This window comes from Leptolyngbya sp. FACHB-8 (assembly GCF_014695575.1).
Classification (GTDB): domain Bacteria; phylum Cyanobacteriota; class Cyanobacteriia; order Elainellales; family Elainellaceae; genus Vacuolonema.
This window is the reverse complement of the sequence record NZ_JACJOO010000064.1, coordinates 189,120-206,688: the sequence shown is the minus strand read 5'-3', so window position 1 is coordinate 206,688 and position 17,569 is coordinate 189,120. Positions and strand designations below refer to the sequence as shown.

General features: G+C 50.9%; 11 protein-coding genes. 6 read left to right on the top strand and 5 right to left on the bottom strand.

Going from position 1 to position 17,569, the window contains the following annotated elements; genetic code table 11:
• Nucleotides 1-72: 72 nt before the first annotated feature.
• Both H6F91_RS16845 and H6F91_RS16840 read right to left on the bottom strand, forming a co-directional pair.
• Complete coding sequence (locus H6F91_RS16845) at nt 73-672, bottom strand: hypothetical protein (RefSeq protein WP_242035833.1); 600 nt, start codon at nt 670-672, stop codon at nt 73-75.
• A 100-nt stretch (nt 673-772) separates the two neighbouring features.
• The gene (locus H6F91_RS16840; protein ID WP_190771964.1) at nt 773-1,435 is read right to left on the bottom strand and encodes a GNAT family N-acetyltransferase; all 663 of its coding nucleotides are present in this window, start codon (nt 1,433-1,435) and stop codon (nt 773-775) included.
• A gap of 716 nt (nt 1,436-2,151) precedes the next feature.
• Between H6F91_RS16840 and H6F91_RS16835 the strand changes: the two genes are divergently transcribed.
• Nucleotides 2,152-5,667, top strand: a complete 3,516-nt coding sequence (locus H6F91_RS16835) for a response regulator (RefSeq protein ID WP_190771963.1) — start codon at nt 2,152-2,154, stop codon at nt 5,665-5,667.
• Nucleotides 5,668-5,861: 194 nt separating this feature from the next.
• Here H6F91_RS16835 and H6F91_RS16830 read toward each other — a convergent pair whose 3' ends face one another.
• Together H6F91_RS16830 and H6F91_RS16825 are read right to left on the bottom strand one after the other, a co-directional pair.
• Nucleotides 5,862-6,401, bottom strand: coding sequence for a phycobiliprotein lyase (locus H6F91_RS16830; protein WP_190771962.1), 540 nt, complete (start codon nt 6,399-6,401; stop codon nt 5,862-5,864).
• A 198-nt stretch (nt 6,402-6,599) separates the two neighbouring features.
• Nucleotides 6,600-6,797 carry a hypothetical protein gene (locus H6F91_RS16825; RefSeq protein ID WP_190772038.1) on the bottom strand — a complete coding sequence of 66 codons (198 nt, stop codon included), beginning with the start codon at nt 6,795-6,797 and terminating at the stop codon, nt 6,600-6,602.
• Nucleotides 6,798-7,637: 840 nt separating this feature from the next.
• Between H6F91_RS16825 and H6F91_RS16820 the strand changes: the two genes are divergently transcribed.
• Nucleotides 7,638-7,865: a hypothetical protein gene (locus tag H6F91_RS16820; RefSeq protein WP_190771961.1), complete on the top strand. Its 228-nt coding sequence runs from the start codon at nt 7,638-7,640 to the stop codon at nt 7,863-7,865.
• A gap of 74 nt (nt 7,866-7,939) precedes the next feature.
• Entirely contained in the window at nt 7,940-10,090 is a 2,151-nt protein-coding gene (gene glyS, locus H6F91_RS16815) for a glycine--tRNA ligase subunit beta (protein WP_190772026.1), read from the top strand.
• Between the two features lie 113 nt (nt 10,091-10,203).
• On the opposite strand, the gene H6F91_RS16810 is transcribed toward glyS, so the two are convergent.
• Nucleotides 10,204-12,822, bottom strand: coding sequence for a GGDEF and EAL domain-containing protein (locus H6F91_RS16810; protein ID WP_206754947.1), 2,619 nt, complete (start codon nt 12,820-12,822; stop codon nt 10,204-10,206).
• A gap of 790 nt (nt 12,823-13,612) precedes the next feature.
• Here H6F91_RS16810 and H6F91_RS16805 point away from each other — a divergent pair.
• From H6F91_RS16805 to H6F91_RS16795, 3 genes are all read left to right on the top strand, one after another.
• On the top strand, nt 13,613-14,785 hold the full coding sequence (locus H6F91_RS16805) for a benzoate/H(+) symporter BenE family transporter (protein ID WP_190771959.1): 1,173 nt from the start codon (nt 13,613-13,615) through the stop codon (nt 14,783-14,785).
• Nucleotides 14,786-14,920: 135 nt separating this feature from the next.
• Complete coding sequence (locus H6F91_RS16800) at nt 14,921-15,793, top strand: MBL fold metallo-hydrolase (RefSeq protein WP_190772025.1); 873 nt, start codon at nt 14,921-14,923, stop codon at nt 15,791-15,793.
• A 522-nt stretch (nt 15,794-16,315) separates the two neighbouring features.
• Nucleotides 16,316-17,422 carry a peptidylprolyl isomerase gene (locus H6F91_RS16795; RefSeq protein WP_190771958.1) on the top strand — a complete coding sequence of 369 codons (1,107 nt, stop codon included), beginning with the start codon at nt 16,316-16,318 and terminating at the stop codon, nt 17,420-17,422.
• Nucleotides 17,423-17,569: the final 147 nt, after the last annotated feature.

Below are 17,569 nucleotides of genomic sequence, written 5' to 3'. Positions count from 1 at the left end.
TTTGAGTAGGCAACCCCTCAAAAAGAGCGACGGATTGCACTACGCTCCACTCTCGCTCTTTTGGGGAACAAACTAAACTTTGACTTTCATGCTGGCCTTGCCAGGTGGCCGCCGGGCGTTACGAATAGTGTTGGGTAGAACTCCCACCAGGAGGGCAAAAGCTTCGTCTGTGACTTTGGCTACGGTCTCAGCATCGAAGTAGGTTTCAAACTGGTTCAAAATCATCCGTGCTCGTTCCAGGGCAACGGAGGTATCAGTAAATTGTTGAGTCAGCCGAATCCATTGGCGGCGGATCAGGTAGGCTTCCTGGCGCTCTTCGTGACTGTTAGGGGGCATAAGGGAGAGATCTCCGACTGGAATGACGCGATCGCAATTCGCATCAAACAGCCCGCCCACTGCAGCACCGGGGCCTGCAAATTCCGCATGAAATTGCTTGTAAATAATCAACCCGTTGCGACGGCGCTTGCTCACAACTAGCAGATTGCCCTGACGTAAATATTGAATAAGCGCTTCCGGATCAGACCCGTCCGGTGGGGCCACGTTAGTCTGCTCAGTGGGCTGGATGGGTTCCGCTGGGGGGTCACCACTGGCCTGGGGGGGCGCATTATCGCGTGATTTAGGCACAGTCACGGGTGGATAAGGAACGTCTGCACGTCTGATGATTCGAAACATGGATCGTCAAAACGGATTGATAACCAAATTTTGACGAGATCTTCCTCCTATCCTATCAGCGAACCAGATCTTCGCTCCCTCAAAAAAACATTGCGAGTTATCAGGTTGACAGCGAGCCCGTGCGGTTAGCTTCCATGGGTTGTTGGATGGGAATCCCCTTGTGTAGTAATAGTTGCCGGGGTTGCCCAAGCACCAAGGATGGGAGGTTCATCTCAACCTGACAGAACCGAAACCCTGCTTTGCTATAGAGCCTCCGTGCCGCTTGATTGTTCTCCAACACATGTAGATAAAGGTCGTGGTACCCCCACTGTCGCGCGATCGGCTCACAGGCCCGTAGCAGATCTATCGCAACTCCCCGGCGACGATGGGCGTGAGCGATCGCCACATTAGAAATATAGGGAAAGAGCTTGAACCAGTGATACCAGGGCAACGAGAACTGGGGCTTTAAACCAATTTCTAGTGTACCGAGTACTTCTTCTTGGGGAGTGGTGTTTGAGGGGGATGCTGTCGTGCTAACGGCGACTAGACATCGATAGTAAGTGCCACCATTTTGCAACCGTCCGCGTAAATCTTCCCGCAAGGTCGCTTTTAGCATCGGATAAAACCACCTCCCGATTCCCTCCTTGCTGTGAAAGCTACTCGCGAGGATCTCGGCCAGAGGGTCTACGTCAGACCGGCGGGCCGCGCGAATCTGCCAGGGTTGGGCGATCGCATCAAATCCAGAAGAAGCTGTGGAGGGATCAGGAACGTTTGAGTCTGACAAAGCGTCAACCATCCGGAGATAAAAAGGAGAAATCGCTAGCCTCAGGAGAGGCATGAGCGTTCATAACCCTGCTTTTTGATACCTTTCATCATGCCACCTCTGAGAAGCTGAGGCTAGTCGGATTCGACCCTGAGGCTGGTTGTTGTAGAAGGGACGCTCAGCGCTCCTTCTACAACAATTAACAAAATGCCTTTGCTTAAAGCATAAAGGGGCTGCTCTAGGAACAATGTTTACAAAAGATTTGGATCGATCCCGAAGGGCAGTTCGTTACATTGGATAAAGGAATGGGCACCCTAGGAAAAGGCACCGAACCCAGGTTCATCAACCGTCGGGATACCTGAAAAGTGTGGGAAAATAAGCCGACACTGTGCTTGGATCCGGATCTGTCTTCTTGTATTGAGCTATAACCAATGCAGGAAAGAATTCATCCTGAGCCAGGATTCTGGCTCTTGTTTCCAATATCTACCAGTCACCCTATGAAGAGGTTATCGTAAGGTATTGGATCGCATTGCGTTAATGCACAACTTCAGGGTGCAAGGTACACAAGGTTCTACAGGTTTTCACCTGTCCAGGATGGCCCGTTGCTTATCTAGCAAAGCCATGCTGGCCTCTGGTAAACCTTTCCCAACGAATTCAACGATGTCTCTGCGCCGTTTTTTCCTCTCTCCCGATCGCTGTTCAGTTCATTGGCTGCCCTCACAGCAGGAGCGCAGTGCATGGTAGCGTCAGACTCCGCAAAACCTAAGATCCTGGTCGTTGACGATGAGACAGATAACCTAGATCTGCTTTATCGCACGTTTTACCGGGACTATACGGTGCTGCGGGCAGAAAGTGGCTCTGAAGCCCTTGCCCTGCTTGAGCAAGAAGGGGAAGTCGCGGTTATTATCTCTGATCAGCGAATGCCGTCCATGAGCGGGACGGAGTTCCTGAGCCTGACGGCCAAGCAGTATCCCGACATTATCCGGATTATTTTGACAGGCTATACCGATGTTGGTGATTTGGTAGAAGCCATCAACGCCGGAAAGGTCTTTAAGTATGTTACGAAGCCCTGGGATGACGAGGACTTGAAGGCGTTGGTACGGCAAGCCGTTGATACCCATAACGTGCTCAAGGCTCGTACTCAAGACTTGCAGCGAACTCTGCGCCAGGAGACGCTGCTAAATGCTATTACCAACACCATCCGCAGCGCTCCCAGCTACCGCCAGATTCTCCAAACCATTGTGGAAACTGTCGGGCACATGTTCGAGGTAGATTGTTGCATCATCCGTCCTTTCCAGGATGGCCAGATGGACATCGAGCCGTTCATCTACCTGGCCCAAGCTCAGGGTGGCGAAGCGACACTGTGTAAAGAACTTGCCAATACGCTGGCCCAAACAGTTTGGGAAACTCGGGATATTTTGGTCGTGCAGGATGCCGCCACCGATGAGCGGCTCCTGGGCCTAGCAGACAGCCCCCTGCAAATGGTGCCTCCAAAGGAAACGATTCAAGCCTTTACAGCCGCTAATATCATGTCCAGCGTGATTGTGCCGCTGGTGTGTCAGCAGGATTTGGTGGCCGTGCTGGCTCTGCACCAGTTTGGCCAACCCCGTACGTGGCGAGATGATGAGGTGCAGCTGGCAGTTATGGTAGCCGATCAGGCTGCTTTGGCGCTTTCGCAGGCTTATGCCTTTGAGCAGGCCCGGGCTCTGGCGCGTCGAGAAACCCTGGTCAATACCATCACATCGGCTATTCGCTCTAGCCTGGAACCTCAGGAGATTTTTGCAGCCATTACCCAGCAATTGGGGCAGGCGCTTGCAGCGGATGGGTGTGCCCTCTCCCTCTGGACCGAGGGGGATGAGTATGTGCAGTGTGTAGGGCTGCATGACACTACTCATTCTGAGGAAGTTGCCCCCAAATGGGATGCCTTCTGGCCTGAGCTGACTTCCCCCCGTACGTCTGGGGGGCTGAATCGTGGAGCGGAAGATACCCGTCAGCATGCTCTGCCGCAGTCTATGGTTCCCATTGAAGGAAACCCAGTATTGCAGCACCTGCTGGCAACTCAGTCTCCGGTAATCATCGACGACCTGGATGAACATCCAGAGTTAAATACTCCAGATTTGCCGTTGCGATCGCCCGCTCGTGCTCTCCTGGTGGTGCCTCTCCTGGCTGATGGTCGGATTATTGGCAGCATTTCCCTGCGGCAGGCCCACGAGCCTCGCCACTGGAAACCTGAGGAGGTGGACTTGGCTCAGGCGGTGGCGGTACAGGCCGCGATCGCCGTTCAACAATCGCGCCTTTATCAGAAAACACGGCAACAAGCCGAGCAGTTATTGGAGCTGGATCGGCAAAAAACTGAGTTCTTCCAGAATATTTCTCACGAGTTTCGGACGCCGCTCACCCTGACCATTGGCCCGTTAGAGTCTGCGGTTAGTCAGGGCCAGGGGTTGAGCTATGAGCAGGCCGACATTGCTCTACGCAATTCTCGCCGCTTGTTGCGCCTGGTTAACCAACTGCTCGATTTGCAGCGACTGGATGCTGGGCGGATGCAGCCCAGCTTCCGCCCCTGCAATCTGCTGGATTTTGTGGTGCACATTGTCGATTCCTTCCGACCCTATTGCGATCGCAAACACATCCAGCTCAACACAAATCTGCGAGACTGCCCTCCGGTTTATCTGGATCTAGAGCGCTTTGATAAGGTGCTTTACAACCTGCTTTCCAACGCTATGAAGTTCACCCCTAGTGGTGGCACCATCAGCGTTAGCGTGTATCCTCGTGGAGAGCATTGCCAGATTAAGGTGCAGGACACAGGCATTGGTATTCGTGAAGACCAAATTCCTTATCTGTTCGAGCGCTTCCGGCAGGCAGATGGCTCTACAAATCGTAGCTATGAGGGTACAGGGCTAGGCTTGTCTCTAGTTAAGGAGTTGGTGGAGCTTCATGGAGGCCGCGTTTCTGTCGATTCCACCTATGGAGAAGGCTCCACGTTTACCATCTGGGTGCAGACAGGTTTTTCGCACCTGCCCCTAGATCAGGTGATTGAAGTGCCCGCCGAGATTGAGCATAGCCGCGCGATGGTCGAACTGGCCGATGTCGAGGTTGAGACTGCCGTAGACGGCCTGGGCAAGCTGGCGGAGGTGGGCGCGGTACCAATGGAGCTGGCTAATGCCCGAGCATTCTCGCCTTCAGAGGGAATTCGCATTTTGGTGGTGGACGACAACACCGACATGCGAACCTACGTGTCGAGTATTTTGCAACAGGCCGGTTACACAGTGCTAACAGCCCGGAATGGTGCTGAAGGGCTGGAAGTTGCACAAACAGAAATCCCCAACTTGATCGTGACAGATTTGATGATGCCGATGGTGTCAGGTCTGGAGATGATTCAGTGGATTCGTCACAATGAGGCGCTGAAGGGCACGCCTGTCATTCTAGTAACTGCCAAAGCGGATGAAGAGACTCGTATTGAGGGGGTCGAAAAGGGAGCTGATGGTTACCTTTCCAAACCGTTCAATGCGCGGGAACTGTTGGCAGAGGTGCGAAACCTGCTGGCTCTGAAGGAAAACGAACGACGGGTAGCGGAGCTGAATTCCTACCTCACTGAGTCGGTACTCAAGCGTTTCCTTCCGCCTTCCCTGGTCGAACGGGCAGCCGCGGGGGAATTAGCGCTGGATCTTCGGCCCGAACCCCGAATGATTACGGTGTTGTTTAGCGACATTATTGGGTTTACCCAGTTGTCCAATACCCTGCGATCGCGCCGTGTTGCTGAGCTTCTCAACGAATATTTGACGGAGATGACCCACGCTATCTTCGAGCATGGGGGCACCGTTGATAAATTTATGGGCGATGCAATTCTGGCGATCTTTGGAGCGCCTGAGGAGATTAGTCCCAATGAGCAGGTGCATCGAGCGATCGCCGCTGCCCGCCAAATGTATAAAACGTTGGATCTGCTCAACGCCAAGTGGGTGAGTCGGGGCATTATTCCCGAAGACTATCAGGTGCAGTTCCGCTGCGGCATCCACCAGGGTACTGCTGTCGTGGGTATGTTTGGTGGTGAGGAGCGCACCGACTATACGGCGATCGGCCCCAGCGTCAATATTGCGGCTCGGATTCAGGAAGCGGCTGAGGCCAATTCCATCCTTGTATCGGCGGCAGTCGCAGACTACCTTGACCAGGACACCATCACTAAGTTCAGCCCCCTTGAATTGAAGGGTGTAGATGAGACGGTGCTGACGTTCTCAATTCGAATTGAGCATTAGACGTCAAAAGAGAAGGGAGGCTTTGCCTCCCTTCTCTTTTCCTAACCAAATCTCAGTTCGGGTTAAGGGCTTTTTCGAGTGCCGCGCTTCGCGCAGCACTCGAAAAAGCCCATTATTGCGTGCGCGTCGCGCACACAATAATGGGCGGTTCGGCTTATCCCGAACTGACGTTAACCAAAATGGCGAAGAGTATATTAGTCGGGCATCCGAGTTTCCAGATATTGCCCAATCATTTGCTCTTCTCCGGCACGGGAGATGATAGTCTGACGGGTCCGGTACTGAGTGCCGATCAGCTTGATCTCTTCTTCAAAGGTGCTGCCCTGGTACTCGGTGTGAAGCGCCATTGTACGAGGATCACGCATCGTGTAATGAGCGGTGATGGGCTTGCCCGTAGCAAAGCCGCGATCGCGGTACAGGACATCACCAATTACCCCAAAGATTGTAGAACCGTTGAGGGTTTTAGGGCTGGGGCCAATGTAGTTGCTTTCCCAAGCGGTATAGGCTCCGCTGGTCATGGCTGCTTCATCCTCCAGACCATGCATACGAGCCAGTTCTCGCAGCTCGGGGCTACCTTGAGCCAAGGCCCGGACGGTGAGTTGACTGACGACTTCCTGTACCTCCCCGCTTTTGAGAGTGTAGTAGCGACGTTTGGATTCCCAATGCCCTTCAGACTGACGGAAATATTCCGCCACCAAAGACTCTAGAGACTGAACGGTTTGAACGGACGAGGTCATGAGTAGGCTCCTTGCGCGAGCGGGCAGGCGATCACCTGACGTCAAGTCTGAAATAAAACTTAACAAAAAAGGCCGGTTTTTTGATAATACCTCAGGGTTGGTTCGAGTGGGTATGAGTAATGAGGTAATTGGGGATGGGGAGCGTTAGAACGGATTGAGCTTGACCCAGCTTCAGAGGTAGGTTGGAACTACTGTGCCCTAAATGATTTCCCAGCCGTTCTTAAGCAAGTGCATGAATGTGGCGAAGCCTTCTGAAAAATCGGGGGGATCGGGCTGGCTGTACTCGGGGCACTCCTTGTAATGCCGCCAGGACTCTGAAGGGTCAAGACGCAGATGTAGCGAGCGTTCCGCTATCCCTTCGGGTCTCCAGGTCATTTGTCCAATGGTAGGATCCATGTAATTTGTTTTACTCCTTTAGAAGGGGCAGAATTGAACGACCGTGTGATGTGTTTGATTGTGGCAAACTCACAAAAATAACAGTGTAAGCATTTATACTTACTGTTTTTGAGTTGGCTGAGCGTTCAGTATCTAAGTTGCTCTATACCTAGTGATCACAATTTCTCGCGCGATCGCCATCTCGCTCCGGAAATATTAATCTCGCTTCATGATTTAACTCTGAGGGCAGGGGTAGTCGCTTATTTCTATCTCTACCCACTCGTAGTATGAAATTCCTGAAAATGGCTGTTTAAACAATCGTTTGGAGTAGTAAGAAGCTGAATTTTGCAACCAGAACTGCAGCTGAGTTCCCTTCGGTACAATGATTCTATGCCTATGAGAAAGGATTAGTAGCTTAATTTTTTCTATAAATGTAATCACGAAAACATGGTAGTTGAGCTAAGCTCTATTTCCCAATCTAGTACGCTGAGGCGGAAATCCATCACCTATGTTTTTGTGTAGGGTGCTTCGCACCCTACACAAAAACATAGGTTGCAAACTTAGGCCGCAGCCTACGAGTGAGGTATCAGAGGGGAGCGTGGGACGAAATCTTACACTCCTCTCTCGTCCGCTGAGTTGGAAAGGGGTTGATAATGAACTCACACTCCGGATTCGGCGCATGGTTCACAGTCGAGAATTCGCGCCCGTAGGCCGTGAACTCTCGACTGTGAAGCCCTAAATTGTGTGCCTTTGGCGCGTAGCTTAGGGCCTGCTTTCGAAATGAGAATTGCTGGGTTCGGGGAACCGGGGAGTAGGGAAAGGGTTTGTTATGCTGTAATCCATCCCTTCTTCTTGTGGGTTATGGATAGTACAGATTTGGCTCGTTTTATTGAGGCGACTGATGGTATTTCGAAGCCCTGGTTGCTGGTGCAACTGCGTTTGAAGAAGTTGCAAGAACGACGAGCGGAGCTGTCTGATGCTGAATATATAGCGGCGTTGGACGAACTCCAGACAGATTTGATGAATCTTGGGGAATGGTGGGTTGGCCGGGAAGCCGAAGTGTTTGGATTTGAGCCACCTAAGGAGTAGGAAGTCGGAAGCGCACCCACCTCTGCGATAGACTGGGAGAGTTGAAAATTTGGGATGGTTTGGGCGATCGCGCTATGGCGACTTTTTTGCTTGAGGTGGGAACCGAGGAATTGCCGGCCAGTTTTGTGGCCAGTGCGATGCAGCAGTGGCGATCGCGCATTTCTGCCAGTTTAAAGGAGCAATTTCTAGACCCATCGGCGATCCACATCTACGGTACGCCTCGGAGATTAGCCCTGGTGCTGGAGGGTTTACCGGAGCGGCAGCCTGATCGTGAAGAAGAGGTGAAGGGGCCCTCGGTGCAGGCGGCGTTTAAGGATGGCAAGCCGACCAAGGCAGCCGAAGGGTTTGCTCGTTCCCGGGGCGTGTCTGTCGAGGATTTTGAGACACGGGCCACGGATAAAGGGGAGTTTATTTTTGTCACCCTGAAGATACCGGGTCGGTCTGTCAAAGAGTTGCTGATGGAATTGGTGCCCCAGTGGATTTTTGGGCTGGAGGGCAAGCGATTTATGCGTTGGGGCGATGGAGATCAGCGCTTCTCCCGCCCGGTACGCTGGTTAGTCACACTGTGGGATGAAGAGGTGCTGCCGCTGACGTTGGAAAATGGGGCGGAGGTGGTGACGAGCGATCGCCTTTCCCAGGGCCACCGTGTTCTATCTCCAGAACCCGTTATCATTTCTCAGGCTTCGGACTATCTGGCAACTTTACGTAAAGCTTTTGTGGAGCCAGATCCCGCTCAGCGCCGTCAAACCATTCAGGCTCAAGCGGAGGAAGCCGCGCGTACGGTAGGTGGTGTAGCCTCGATCAATACTGGCTTGCTGGACGAGGTGACAGATCTGGTAGAGTACCCCACCGCTGTCGTTGGCAAATTTGAGCCAGAGTTTTTGGAAGTTCCCGCCGAAGTGTTGGTGATGGAAATGGAAAGCCATCAGCGCTACTTCCCAGTGTTGAAGGCTGAAGGCTCTCATGAACTGCTGCCCTGCTTTATCACCATCTCCAATGGCGATCCGGCTAAGTCTACCATTATTGCCGAGGGAAATGGTCGCGTTATCCGCGCTCGCCTTTCCGATGGCCGCTATTTCTTTGATGCCGATCGCAAGAAGGCTCTAGAGGATTACTTGCCTCAGCTGGAAACCGTCACATTCCAGGAAGATCTGGGTTCGGTACGGCAGAAGGTAGAGCGCATTGTACAGATTGCTGGGCACATCGCCCGTCAGCTGAACTTGTCGGAGGGCGATCGCGCCACCGTCGAACGAGCGGCCCTGCTCTGCAAGGCAGACTTAGTGACCCAGATGGTCGGCGAGTTCCCTGAATTGCAGGGGGTGATGGGCCAGAAATATGCGATCGCCAGCAACGAGTCTCCTGCCGTAGCGGATGCTATCTTTGAGCATTATCTGCCACGCGGAGCCAATGACCAGATGCCTAAGACGTTGGCGGGGCAGGTGACAGGGGTGAGCGATCGCCTCGACACCCTGGTCGGGATCTTCAGCCTGGGCATGATTCCTACGGGATCTTCTGACCCCTTTGCACTCCGTCGGGCCGCGAATGCAATCGTCAGCATCACCTGGGATGCGAATCTGGCTATTAATTTAGAGCAACTGCTGGATCAAGTGATTGCTGATTTCGTCGCAGCGGATCTAGTGGGCTCCACGAAAGTGACAGCCCTGCGCGATCAGTTACGGGACTTCTTCCTGCAACGGGTGCGCACGTTGCTGGAGGAGCAGGGCGTTGATTACGATCTGGTCAACGCCGTGTTAGGAGACGACCCCGCCTATACCGAGCGTGCATTGCAGGATTTGTTAGATGTACGTGATCGCGCCCTCTTCCTCCAATCGATCCGAGCCAATGGTACCCTCAATGCCATTTACGAGACGGTCAACCGTTCCACCCGGCTGGCAAAACAGGGTGATCTGGACTTTGATGCTCTTGATCCGGCTCCGCTCGTTACGGCTTCTCTATTTGAGAAACCCTCTGAACAGGGATTCTATGACTCTCTAGTGCAATTGTTGCCCCAGACCCAGGCCGCGAAAGCCGAACGTAACTATCAGAAATTGGTGGATGCATTAGTGGCGATCGCTCCCACAGTCAGCAATTTCTTTGATGGGGAAACCAGCGTACTGGTCATGGCCGATGATGACAAGGTGCGCCGCAATCGTCTGAACTTGTTGGGACTGTTGCGCAATCACGCTCGGGTGTTGGCAGATTTTGGGGCGATCGTTAAAGGGTAACAAGTCTGAGTTTGCGAAGGGCATTTCCGAGTTCCGTATGTAGGAAACTCGGAAATGCCCGTTTTTGTATATGCTTCACGCTGCAAAAATGGTTACTTCACCCTATCCCCAACTCAACTCTGTGAAAGCTCTTCCAGTTGATGTTGAAAAAGAGTGGTTACTTCGAACGCAGGCACTGCAGGAGAAAATAGGTGACCCTGGGCTTTTTCACAACCGATTGCATCGAGATATCGAATTTGTTCTTCAGTCTCGACTCCCTCAGCAATAACGTCCATTCCTAAGTTGTGGGCCAGACTCACAATTGCTTCGATAATCGCTAAGTGTTTGTTTTGAGGATTGAGGTGCTGAATAAATGAACGATCGATTTTTAATGTATTGATGGGAAAACGATGAAGATAGCTCAGAGAAGAGTACCCGGTTCCAAAATCATCAATGCTGATTTTTACACCTAATGCCTGAAGCTTGTGAAATTTGGCTCTTGTGACATCCTCATAATTTAGAAAAACACTCTCTGTAATTTCTAACTTTAGGTTGCCAGGCAGTAGCTTTGTTTTTTGCAGAACCTTTTCAATCTGCTCTATAAAATTAACTTGTAAAAACTGCTTGCTTGATAAGTTGACACTCATGGTCATACTCTGAAAATTCGGAAATTGTTGTTGCCAAATCTGCATCTGGTAGCAAGCTTGGTACAAAATCCACATCCCAATTTCAACAATTAATCCAGTCTCTTCTGCAACAGGGATAAACTTGTTGGGAGGAATTGGCCCCTGGGTCGCATGATGCCAGCGTACCAAAGCTTCTAGACCGAGAATCTGACCTGTTCTGATATTGAAAATTGGTTGGTAATAAACTTCTAGTTCCTGGCGTTCGATTGCTCGGCGTAGGTCTGTTTCTAATTGCAATCGCTCGACAACTTCTGTTTGCATCGCGCTGTCAAATAGCTCATAAGCCGCTTTACCTTTTACTTTGGCTCGATATAAGGCAATGTCTGCATTGCTTAAAAAGCTATCTGGGTGCTGCGTTTGCTCACTACTTAGAACGATACCAATACTGGTACTAATAAAGACCTCGCTATTGTCTAAATAAAAGGGATGTTGGATTTCTCGGGATATGCGTTCAGCGATGTGAATCACTGAATTAACATCTGCAATATCTTCAAGCAAAATGACAAACTCATCACCACCAAATCGAGCAATAGTATCTGTTGGACGAATACATGCTTTCAAACGAGTAGCTGTAATGGTTAATAGTTTGTCTCCAGCTAAATGCCCCAGGCTATCATTGACGAGCTTGAAGTAATCCAAGTCAAGAAATAAAACAGCAAACAAGAAGTTGGAGTTGTGTTGGCGTCGAACAATGGCTTCCAATAACTTGAGGCGGAAAGCCCGTTGATTGGGTAAACCCGTTAGTGGATCATGGTGAGCAGTGTATTCCAGCTGGGTGAAGGATTCCTGGAGCTGCTCTGCCATGCGGTTAAAGGCTCCAGCGAGTTGAGCCATTTCTTGGGTATTAGCCTCGGGTACTTGCTGCCAATCATTACGAGAAAGGGCATCGGCCGCACGAATGACCCGAGTGATGGAACATACAAGCCAACGAGATGTTAGAAGCCCCATGCCAGTGGCGATCGCCAAAGCTGCCAGACACAACCCAACGGTCATACGTGCGTTGTTGTGAATGGTGGCCATAAAATCGGATTCTGGTATCACGATCACCACCAGCCAATCCAAACCGTAATGATCCTTCCAGGGGGTTACGTTGACGAAATAGTTGTCCTTTTTGCGGCCACTTCCTTGAAGGGCTTTCCCTCTAAATTGCAATTCTTGAGAAGCTTTAATGGTACTGAAAGAACCAAATTGGGATTTTAACTGCTGGCTAGTTGCGCGAATTAGGTCATTAGAACTTGTGAGGACGTTAATTCGTTGAATTTTGTCTCCAGTAATTTCATAAGGTTCTGATAATTCAGAACTGGCAATGAGCAATCCGTTCCGTTCAATAATAAAAATCTGTCCCGATGGACTAACCTTTAAACTCTTTAGAAAATCACTGATACTCGCTAGCAGTAAGTCAATACTAAGCGCTCCTATCAGGTGATGATTTCGATCATAAAGGGGATAGTTTGCTGAAGCCGCAATGTAATTCCCAAACCCTTCGGATACAGCAATTCGGCTCCAGTTTGGTCGCTGTAGACGGACGGTGTCAATGTACCACTCGTCAGCAGTGGCATCGTATTCTGTTTTATAAACGGCTTGAATACGCCTGCCCTGGCTATCAGTGTTATAGGTGTAATTTAAGTTGTTGATTGTTTCATCAATCACAACACCGTGGTTATCTAACCAACGGCCTGCTCCTGCCCCTTTACCATCGGCTAGGGCATAGCCGATCCAACTAATATTCTCAAAGGTTTTTGCTTGTTTCCAGAAATAACGCCCCGTTTCTTCTAAATTTTGAGGGTTTAAGATACCCTGATCGATCGCATCAGCATTCAACTGATTTAACTGATGGGGAAGGGCGAGGTAATCATTTAAGTGTTGGTTGACGCGATCGCTTACCTCATGTTGAAGTTGTTCGGCAACAGTATTGACTGCCCTCTGCCCATTTTTAAAGGAAAAATATCCAACTAATCCCACAACAGTAAATATTTGTAGGACAAAGGGAACTACCAAAATTAATCTGAGAGGGACTTTCCCACGGTGCTGACGGCTTTGGTTTCCCACAAGATCCTTTTCTGTCATTTTGATAACAACAAATGCAGAACGTATTCTTTACATCTCAGCTAAGCCAGAAAATCATGGGAACCTTTCTGTATCTATTGAATCTTATTTTTCACGATAGAAGCGGTTATAACCGATTTGTTCTATGTGAGCAAAGCGCTTCAGCGGTAACTATGCTGGACACCCCATTAGGTTTCCCTGTTCGTATCATGGTGTAACTCGTTCGCCTGCTTACTTCAAAACTGACTGAGTCCGGCTGCTTTTTCGTGCTTAGAGGCTACATATATATCCCTCTCTCGTACCTCATTAGGAGATTTCCAGATAAGAACTTCCCCATTATTTGGAAAAAAGGCGCGGCTTCGCCGCGCCTTTTTTCCAAATAATGGGGATATTGTTTCTCAGAAATCTCCTTAGAAGATCGGAAAATGCTGTAACAATAACTCTGGACAGTTTTTCTAAAGCCCCTGATTTTGCCTACGCAATGCGCACGCAAAATCAGGGGTCTTAGAAAAACTGTCCAAACTTAAGCTTTAAACAACCTGATCAATAGGTTTTCAAATAGTTTTTCAGGCAACATTTCTAGGCGAGTACTGCACAGCGGAAATCAATCCATGTTTGGTGATGTGGGGCGCTTCACACTTCACATCACCCAGCACAGGCAAACTTAAGCTGCTGAGTACACGAGCCTAAAACGCTCCTTCTGGCCAATCCAACAGGGCAATTTTGTCCAATACTGTGGAGCGATCGCCCCTTTAAGCTGACACCAACCAGGCCGAGACCCTGGGGGTTGTATTGGAGTGGGGGTATGGCGATGACAAAACCTTCCGTCTTGAAAGATGTATCCCTATCGGCGATCATTGCAGGCTTTGTGACTGTGTTGGTGGGATTTACCAGCTCCGCGGTGATTGTGTTTCAGGCGGCCCAGAGTTTGGGAGCATCTTCGGCCGAAATTGCTTCCTGGATGTGGGCTTTAGGATTGGGCATGGGGCTGACGTCCATTGGATTGTCGCTGTGGTATCGTGTGCCGGTGGTCACGGCATGGTCGACGCCCGGAGCCGCAATGCTGATTAGTTCGGCGGCGGGAGTATCGATGCAGGAGGCGATCGCCGCTTTCCTCATCACAGGCTTTCTCATGGCTCTGTGCGGATTCACCGGATGGTTTGAGCGCATGATGAATCGTATCCCAATTTCCCTTGCTTCGGGGATGTTGGCGGGTGTTCTGCTTCGCTTTGGTATGAATGTGTTTGTGGCGATGCAAACACAATTCATCATGGTGTTCGCGATGTTTGTCACTTATTTACTATTACGACGTTTACAACCTCGTTATGCGGTTGTTTTAGCTTTGATTCTGGGTGTCTTGATCGCGGGAATTCAGGGGTTACTTCAGGTTAATTCCCTTACCTTTGAGTGGGCACAACCGATATTGATTGCACCTCAATTCTCAATGAGGGCTCTAGTGGGCATATCGCTGCCCCTATTTGTGGTCACGATGGCATCCCAAAATGTGCCTGGTGTTGCAACTCTACGAGCATTTCACTACACCGTTCCCATTTCGCCCCTTATCGGCTGGACTGGACTTGCCACTGTTTTGCTGGCACCGTTTGGAGCCTATGCCCTGAATTTGGCCGCTATCACAGCGGCGATCTGTATGGGCCGTGAAGCCCACGAGGATCCCGATAAGCGCTACATGGCGGCGATCGCCGCTGGCTTCTTCTACATCCTGGTTGGCTTATTTGGAGCCACGGTCGGTGCCCTGTTCGCCGCTTTTCCTCAGGAGTTGGTGTTAGCGATCGCGGGTCTTGCCCTTCTCGGCACCATTGGCAACGGCCTGGCTGCTGCCCTCAGTCGCGAAGAGGAACGGGAACCTGCCCTGATTACATTTCTGGTCACAGCATCCGGTGTCGTGTTGTTTGGGATTGGGTCTGCTTTCTGGGGATTGTTAGCAGGCGTGTTGGCGATCGCCCTGTTGCGGTTGAAGAAGTAGCTCAAAATGCTGTGCCGCCCATGAAGCGAGGAACACAGCCCTTTGAGTCTGATGTTTTATCATACCGACCCTATCTACCCATCCAGTCGCTATGATCGAACCACCCCCTCATCCTGGCTTCAGCCTCGCTTCACTATGGCTCGTCTTGCCGAACGCCGCCCCCAAAATACTGACGGGGACATTTATGTAGACAACAGTTGCATTGATTGTGATACCTGCCGTTGGATGGCTCCAACTGTCTATGGCCGCGTTGGTGATCAATCTGCTGTAACCCATCAGCCTGTTTCCGAGGCTGAACGATTAGCAGCTATGCAGGCGTTGTTAGCCTGCCCAACCGCATCCATTGGTACCGTTAAGCCGCCTCAGGATGTGAAGGCGGTGCAGGCAAGTTTTCCTATTGCGATCGCCGATTCCGTCTACCACTGTGGCTATCACTCCGAGCAGTCCTATGGGGCTGCCAGCTATTTCATTCAACGCCCCGAAGGGAATGTACTGGTAGACTCACCGCGCTTCACGGCACCGCTGGTTAAACGCTTAGAGGAGATGGGCGGAGTGCGCTACCTTTACCTGACCCATCGGGATGATGTGGCTGATCACCAGGCATTTCATGACCATTTTGGGTGCGATCGCATTCTCCACCGCGACGAAATCAATTCCGGCACAGCGTCGGTCGAAATCAAGCTAGAAGGACTTGATCCGGTACAGCTTGAGCCAGATTTGCTCATTATCCCGGTACCGGGGCACACACGAGGGCATACGGTGCTGTTATATCAGGATCAATTCCTGTTCACGGGCGATCACCTGGCCTGGTCAGAAAGTTTGCAGCATCTCTACGCGTTTCGGTCAGCCTGCTGGTATTCCTGGAGCGAGTTATTGAAATCGATGAAACGCTTATCTCACCATTCGTTTGAGTGGGTGTTGCCGGGGCATGGGCGGCGGTTTTGGAGCGATCGCACCACAATGCAACAACAAATGCGTCTGTGTATTGAGTGGATGGAAAAACAGTAGGTTCCCATAACAGCAACATACTCGCCATTTTTCTCAAGCCCTTGGGTGGTGTTCTAGGCGTGTGAATGGGGTGAAAGGGCTACTTCGTGCCCCTTTCACCCCATTCACACATTTGAAACATGACCTTGCATACACGTCGCGCATGCAAGAGCTTGAGAAAATGGCGAAGGTATTGAGCAGAACCAGGAGGTTTATTTTTGAAAAGCCATTGAAGTTGATTATTTGTGCCTAATACCGTTTTTATATGAAACCGCACGGAATGGGAGGTGTGCAGCTTTCTATGGGTTTGTATAAGGACATGAATAATCAACACTCTTTAAACATCGATGCAAGATGTGGGGAACTCAAAATGCTCCAAATCCCGAAAGCGGGATCAGGCTATGGCAAGATTGAACAGAGAACAGTTCGGTGCAAACTAAGATTTGTGGGTAGTTCCCCTTCTCCTACAAATAAGTTGGCGAGTAGGACGATATCTGAATGCCCTGCATCGAACCGTGTAAACCCAACTCTTGCCCAGGAATCATGGCCAACCTGCTTAAACAATGGCTCAAGCAAGCTATCCTGACCCTCCTCCTCGTAGTGGGGCTATGGGGCTGGGGCTTGATGCCCGCCTCCGCCCAGGTTCTCATTGGCAGCCTTCCGGCAGGCAACGCCATTACCAGTGGTAAAGCCCTGTTGCGCTACGCCCTGCCTATTGACAATAAGCCCGTGCGGCAACTGCAAAAAGTTCTGGAAGACATCTCCACGCCCCTGCGAACGCGCAAACGGCTGTCTGCCATCAACTCTAGCTTGACCCAAGCCGAGCGGATTCTGACCAATAAACAAGACGCTCTGTTCGCCAGCGTTCCGGAAGATCGACGTGCCGAAGCGGGTTTCCTCATGACCCAGCTACAAATGGGGATTAACGACATGCGGAGCGCTGTCGAGAACGATGACAAAGACGCTGTTTGGAAAAAGCGCAGCGAGTTGTTGGATATGGTTGGCATCCTGGAAGAATTGATGGTGCCAGCGTTCCCTTACGAGGTGCCCGAAGAGTATAGCAACCTCCCCCAACTCAAAGGCCGTGCAACTGTGGAAGTCTTGACCACCAAGGGCCGGGTTGTGCTGGTGGCGGATGGTTACAGTGCCCCCGTTACCGCTGGAAACTTTGTGGATCTAGTGAACCGGGGCTTCTATAACGGCTTGCCCTTTACCCGTGCTGAAGATTTCTACGTGGTACAGGTCGGTGATCCACCAGGAGATGCAGAAGGCTTTATCGATCCCAAAACGAAGGAATACCGTGCTATTCCTCTGGAAGTACGGGTCAAGGGCGATGATGTACCGACCTATGGCATCACCTTGGAAGATGCTGGCCGCTTCTTAGAAGAACCTGTGCTGCCATTCTCGGCCTATGGAACGGTGGCAATGGCCCGTCCCGGTGATGATGTCAATGGCGGGTCGTCTCAGTTCTTCTTCTTCCTGTTTGAACCTGAGCTGACCCCTGCGGGTGCTAACTTGCTGGATGGTCGCTACTCAGTCTTCGGCTATGTGATTGAAGGCGAAGAGGTTTTGGGGAAACTCAAGCCAGGCGATAAGATTGATTCCGCTAAAGTGTTGAACGGGATGGAAAACTTGGTTGAGCCAGCTTAGGAGCTTTAATCTGATCTGCGGCTTCTTTAAAAGGTCATAGATCTAGGGCACCTCCTAAAACTTGCTGGAAAGGTTCTTTTTTGCGCAAAGCGCACGAAAAAACAACTTTATAAAGCAGGCTCTAGACTTGAGAAGATCCCCGGTTTC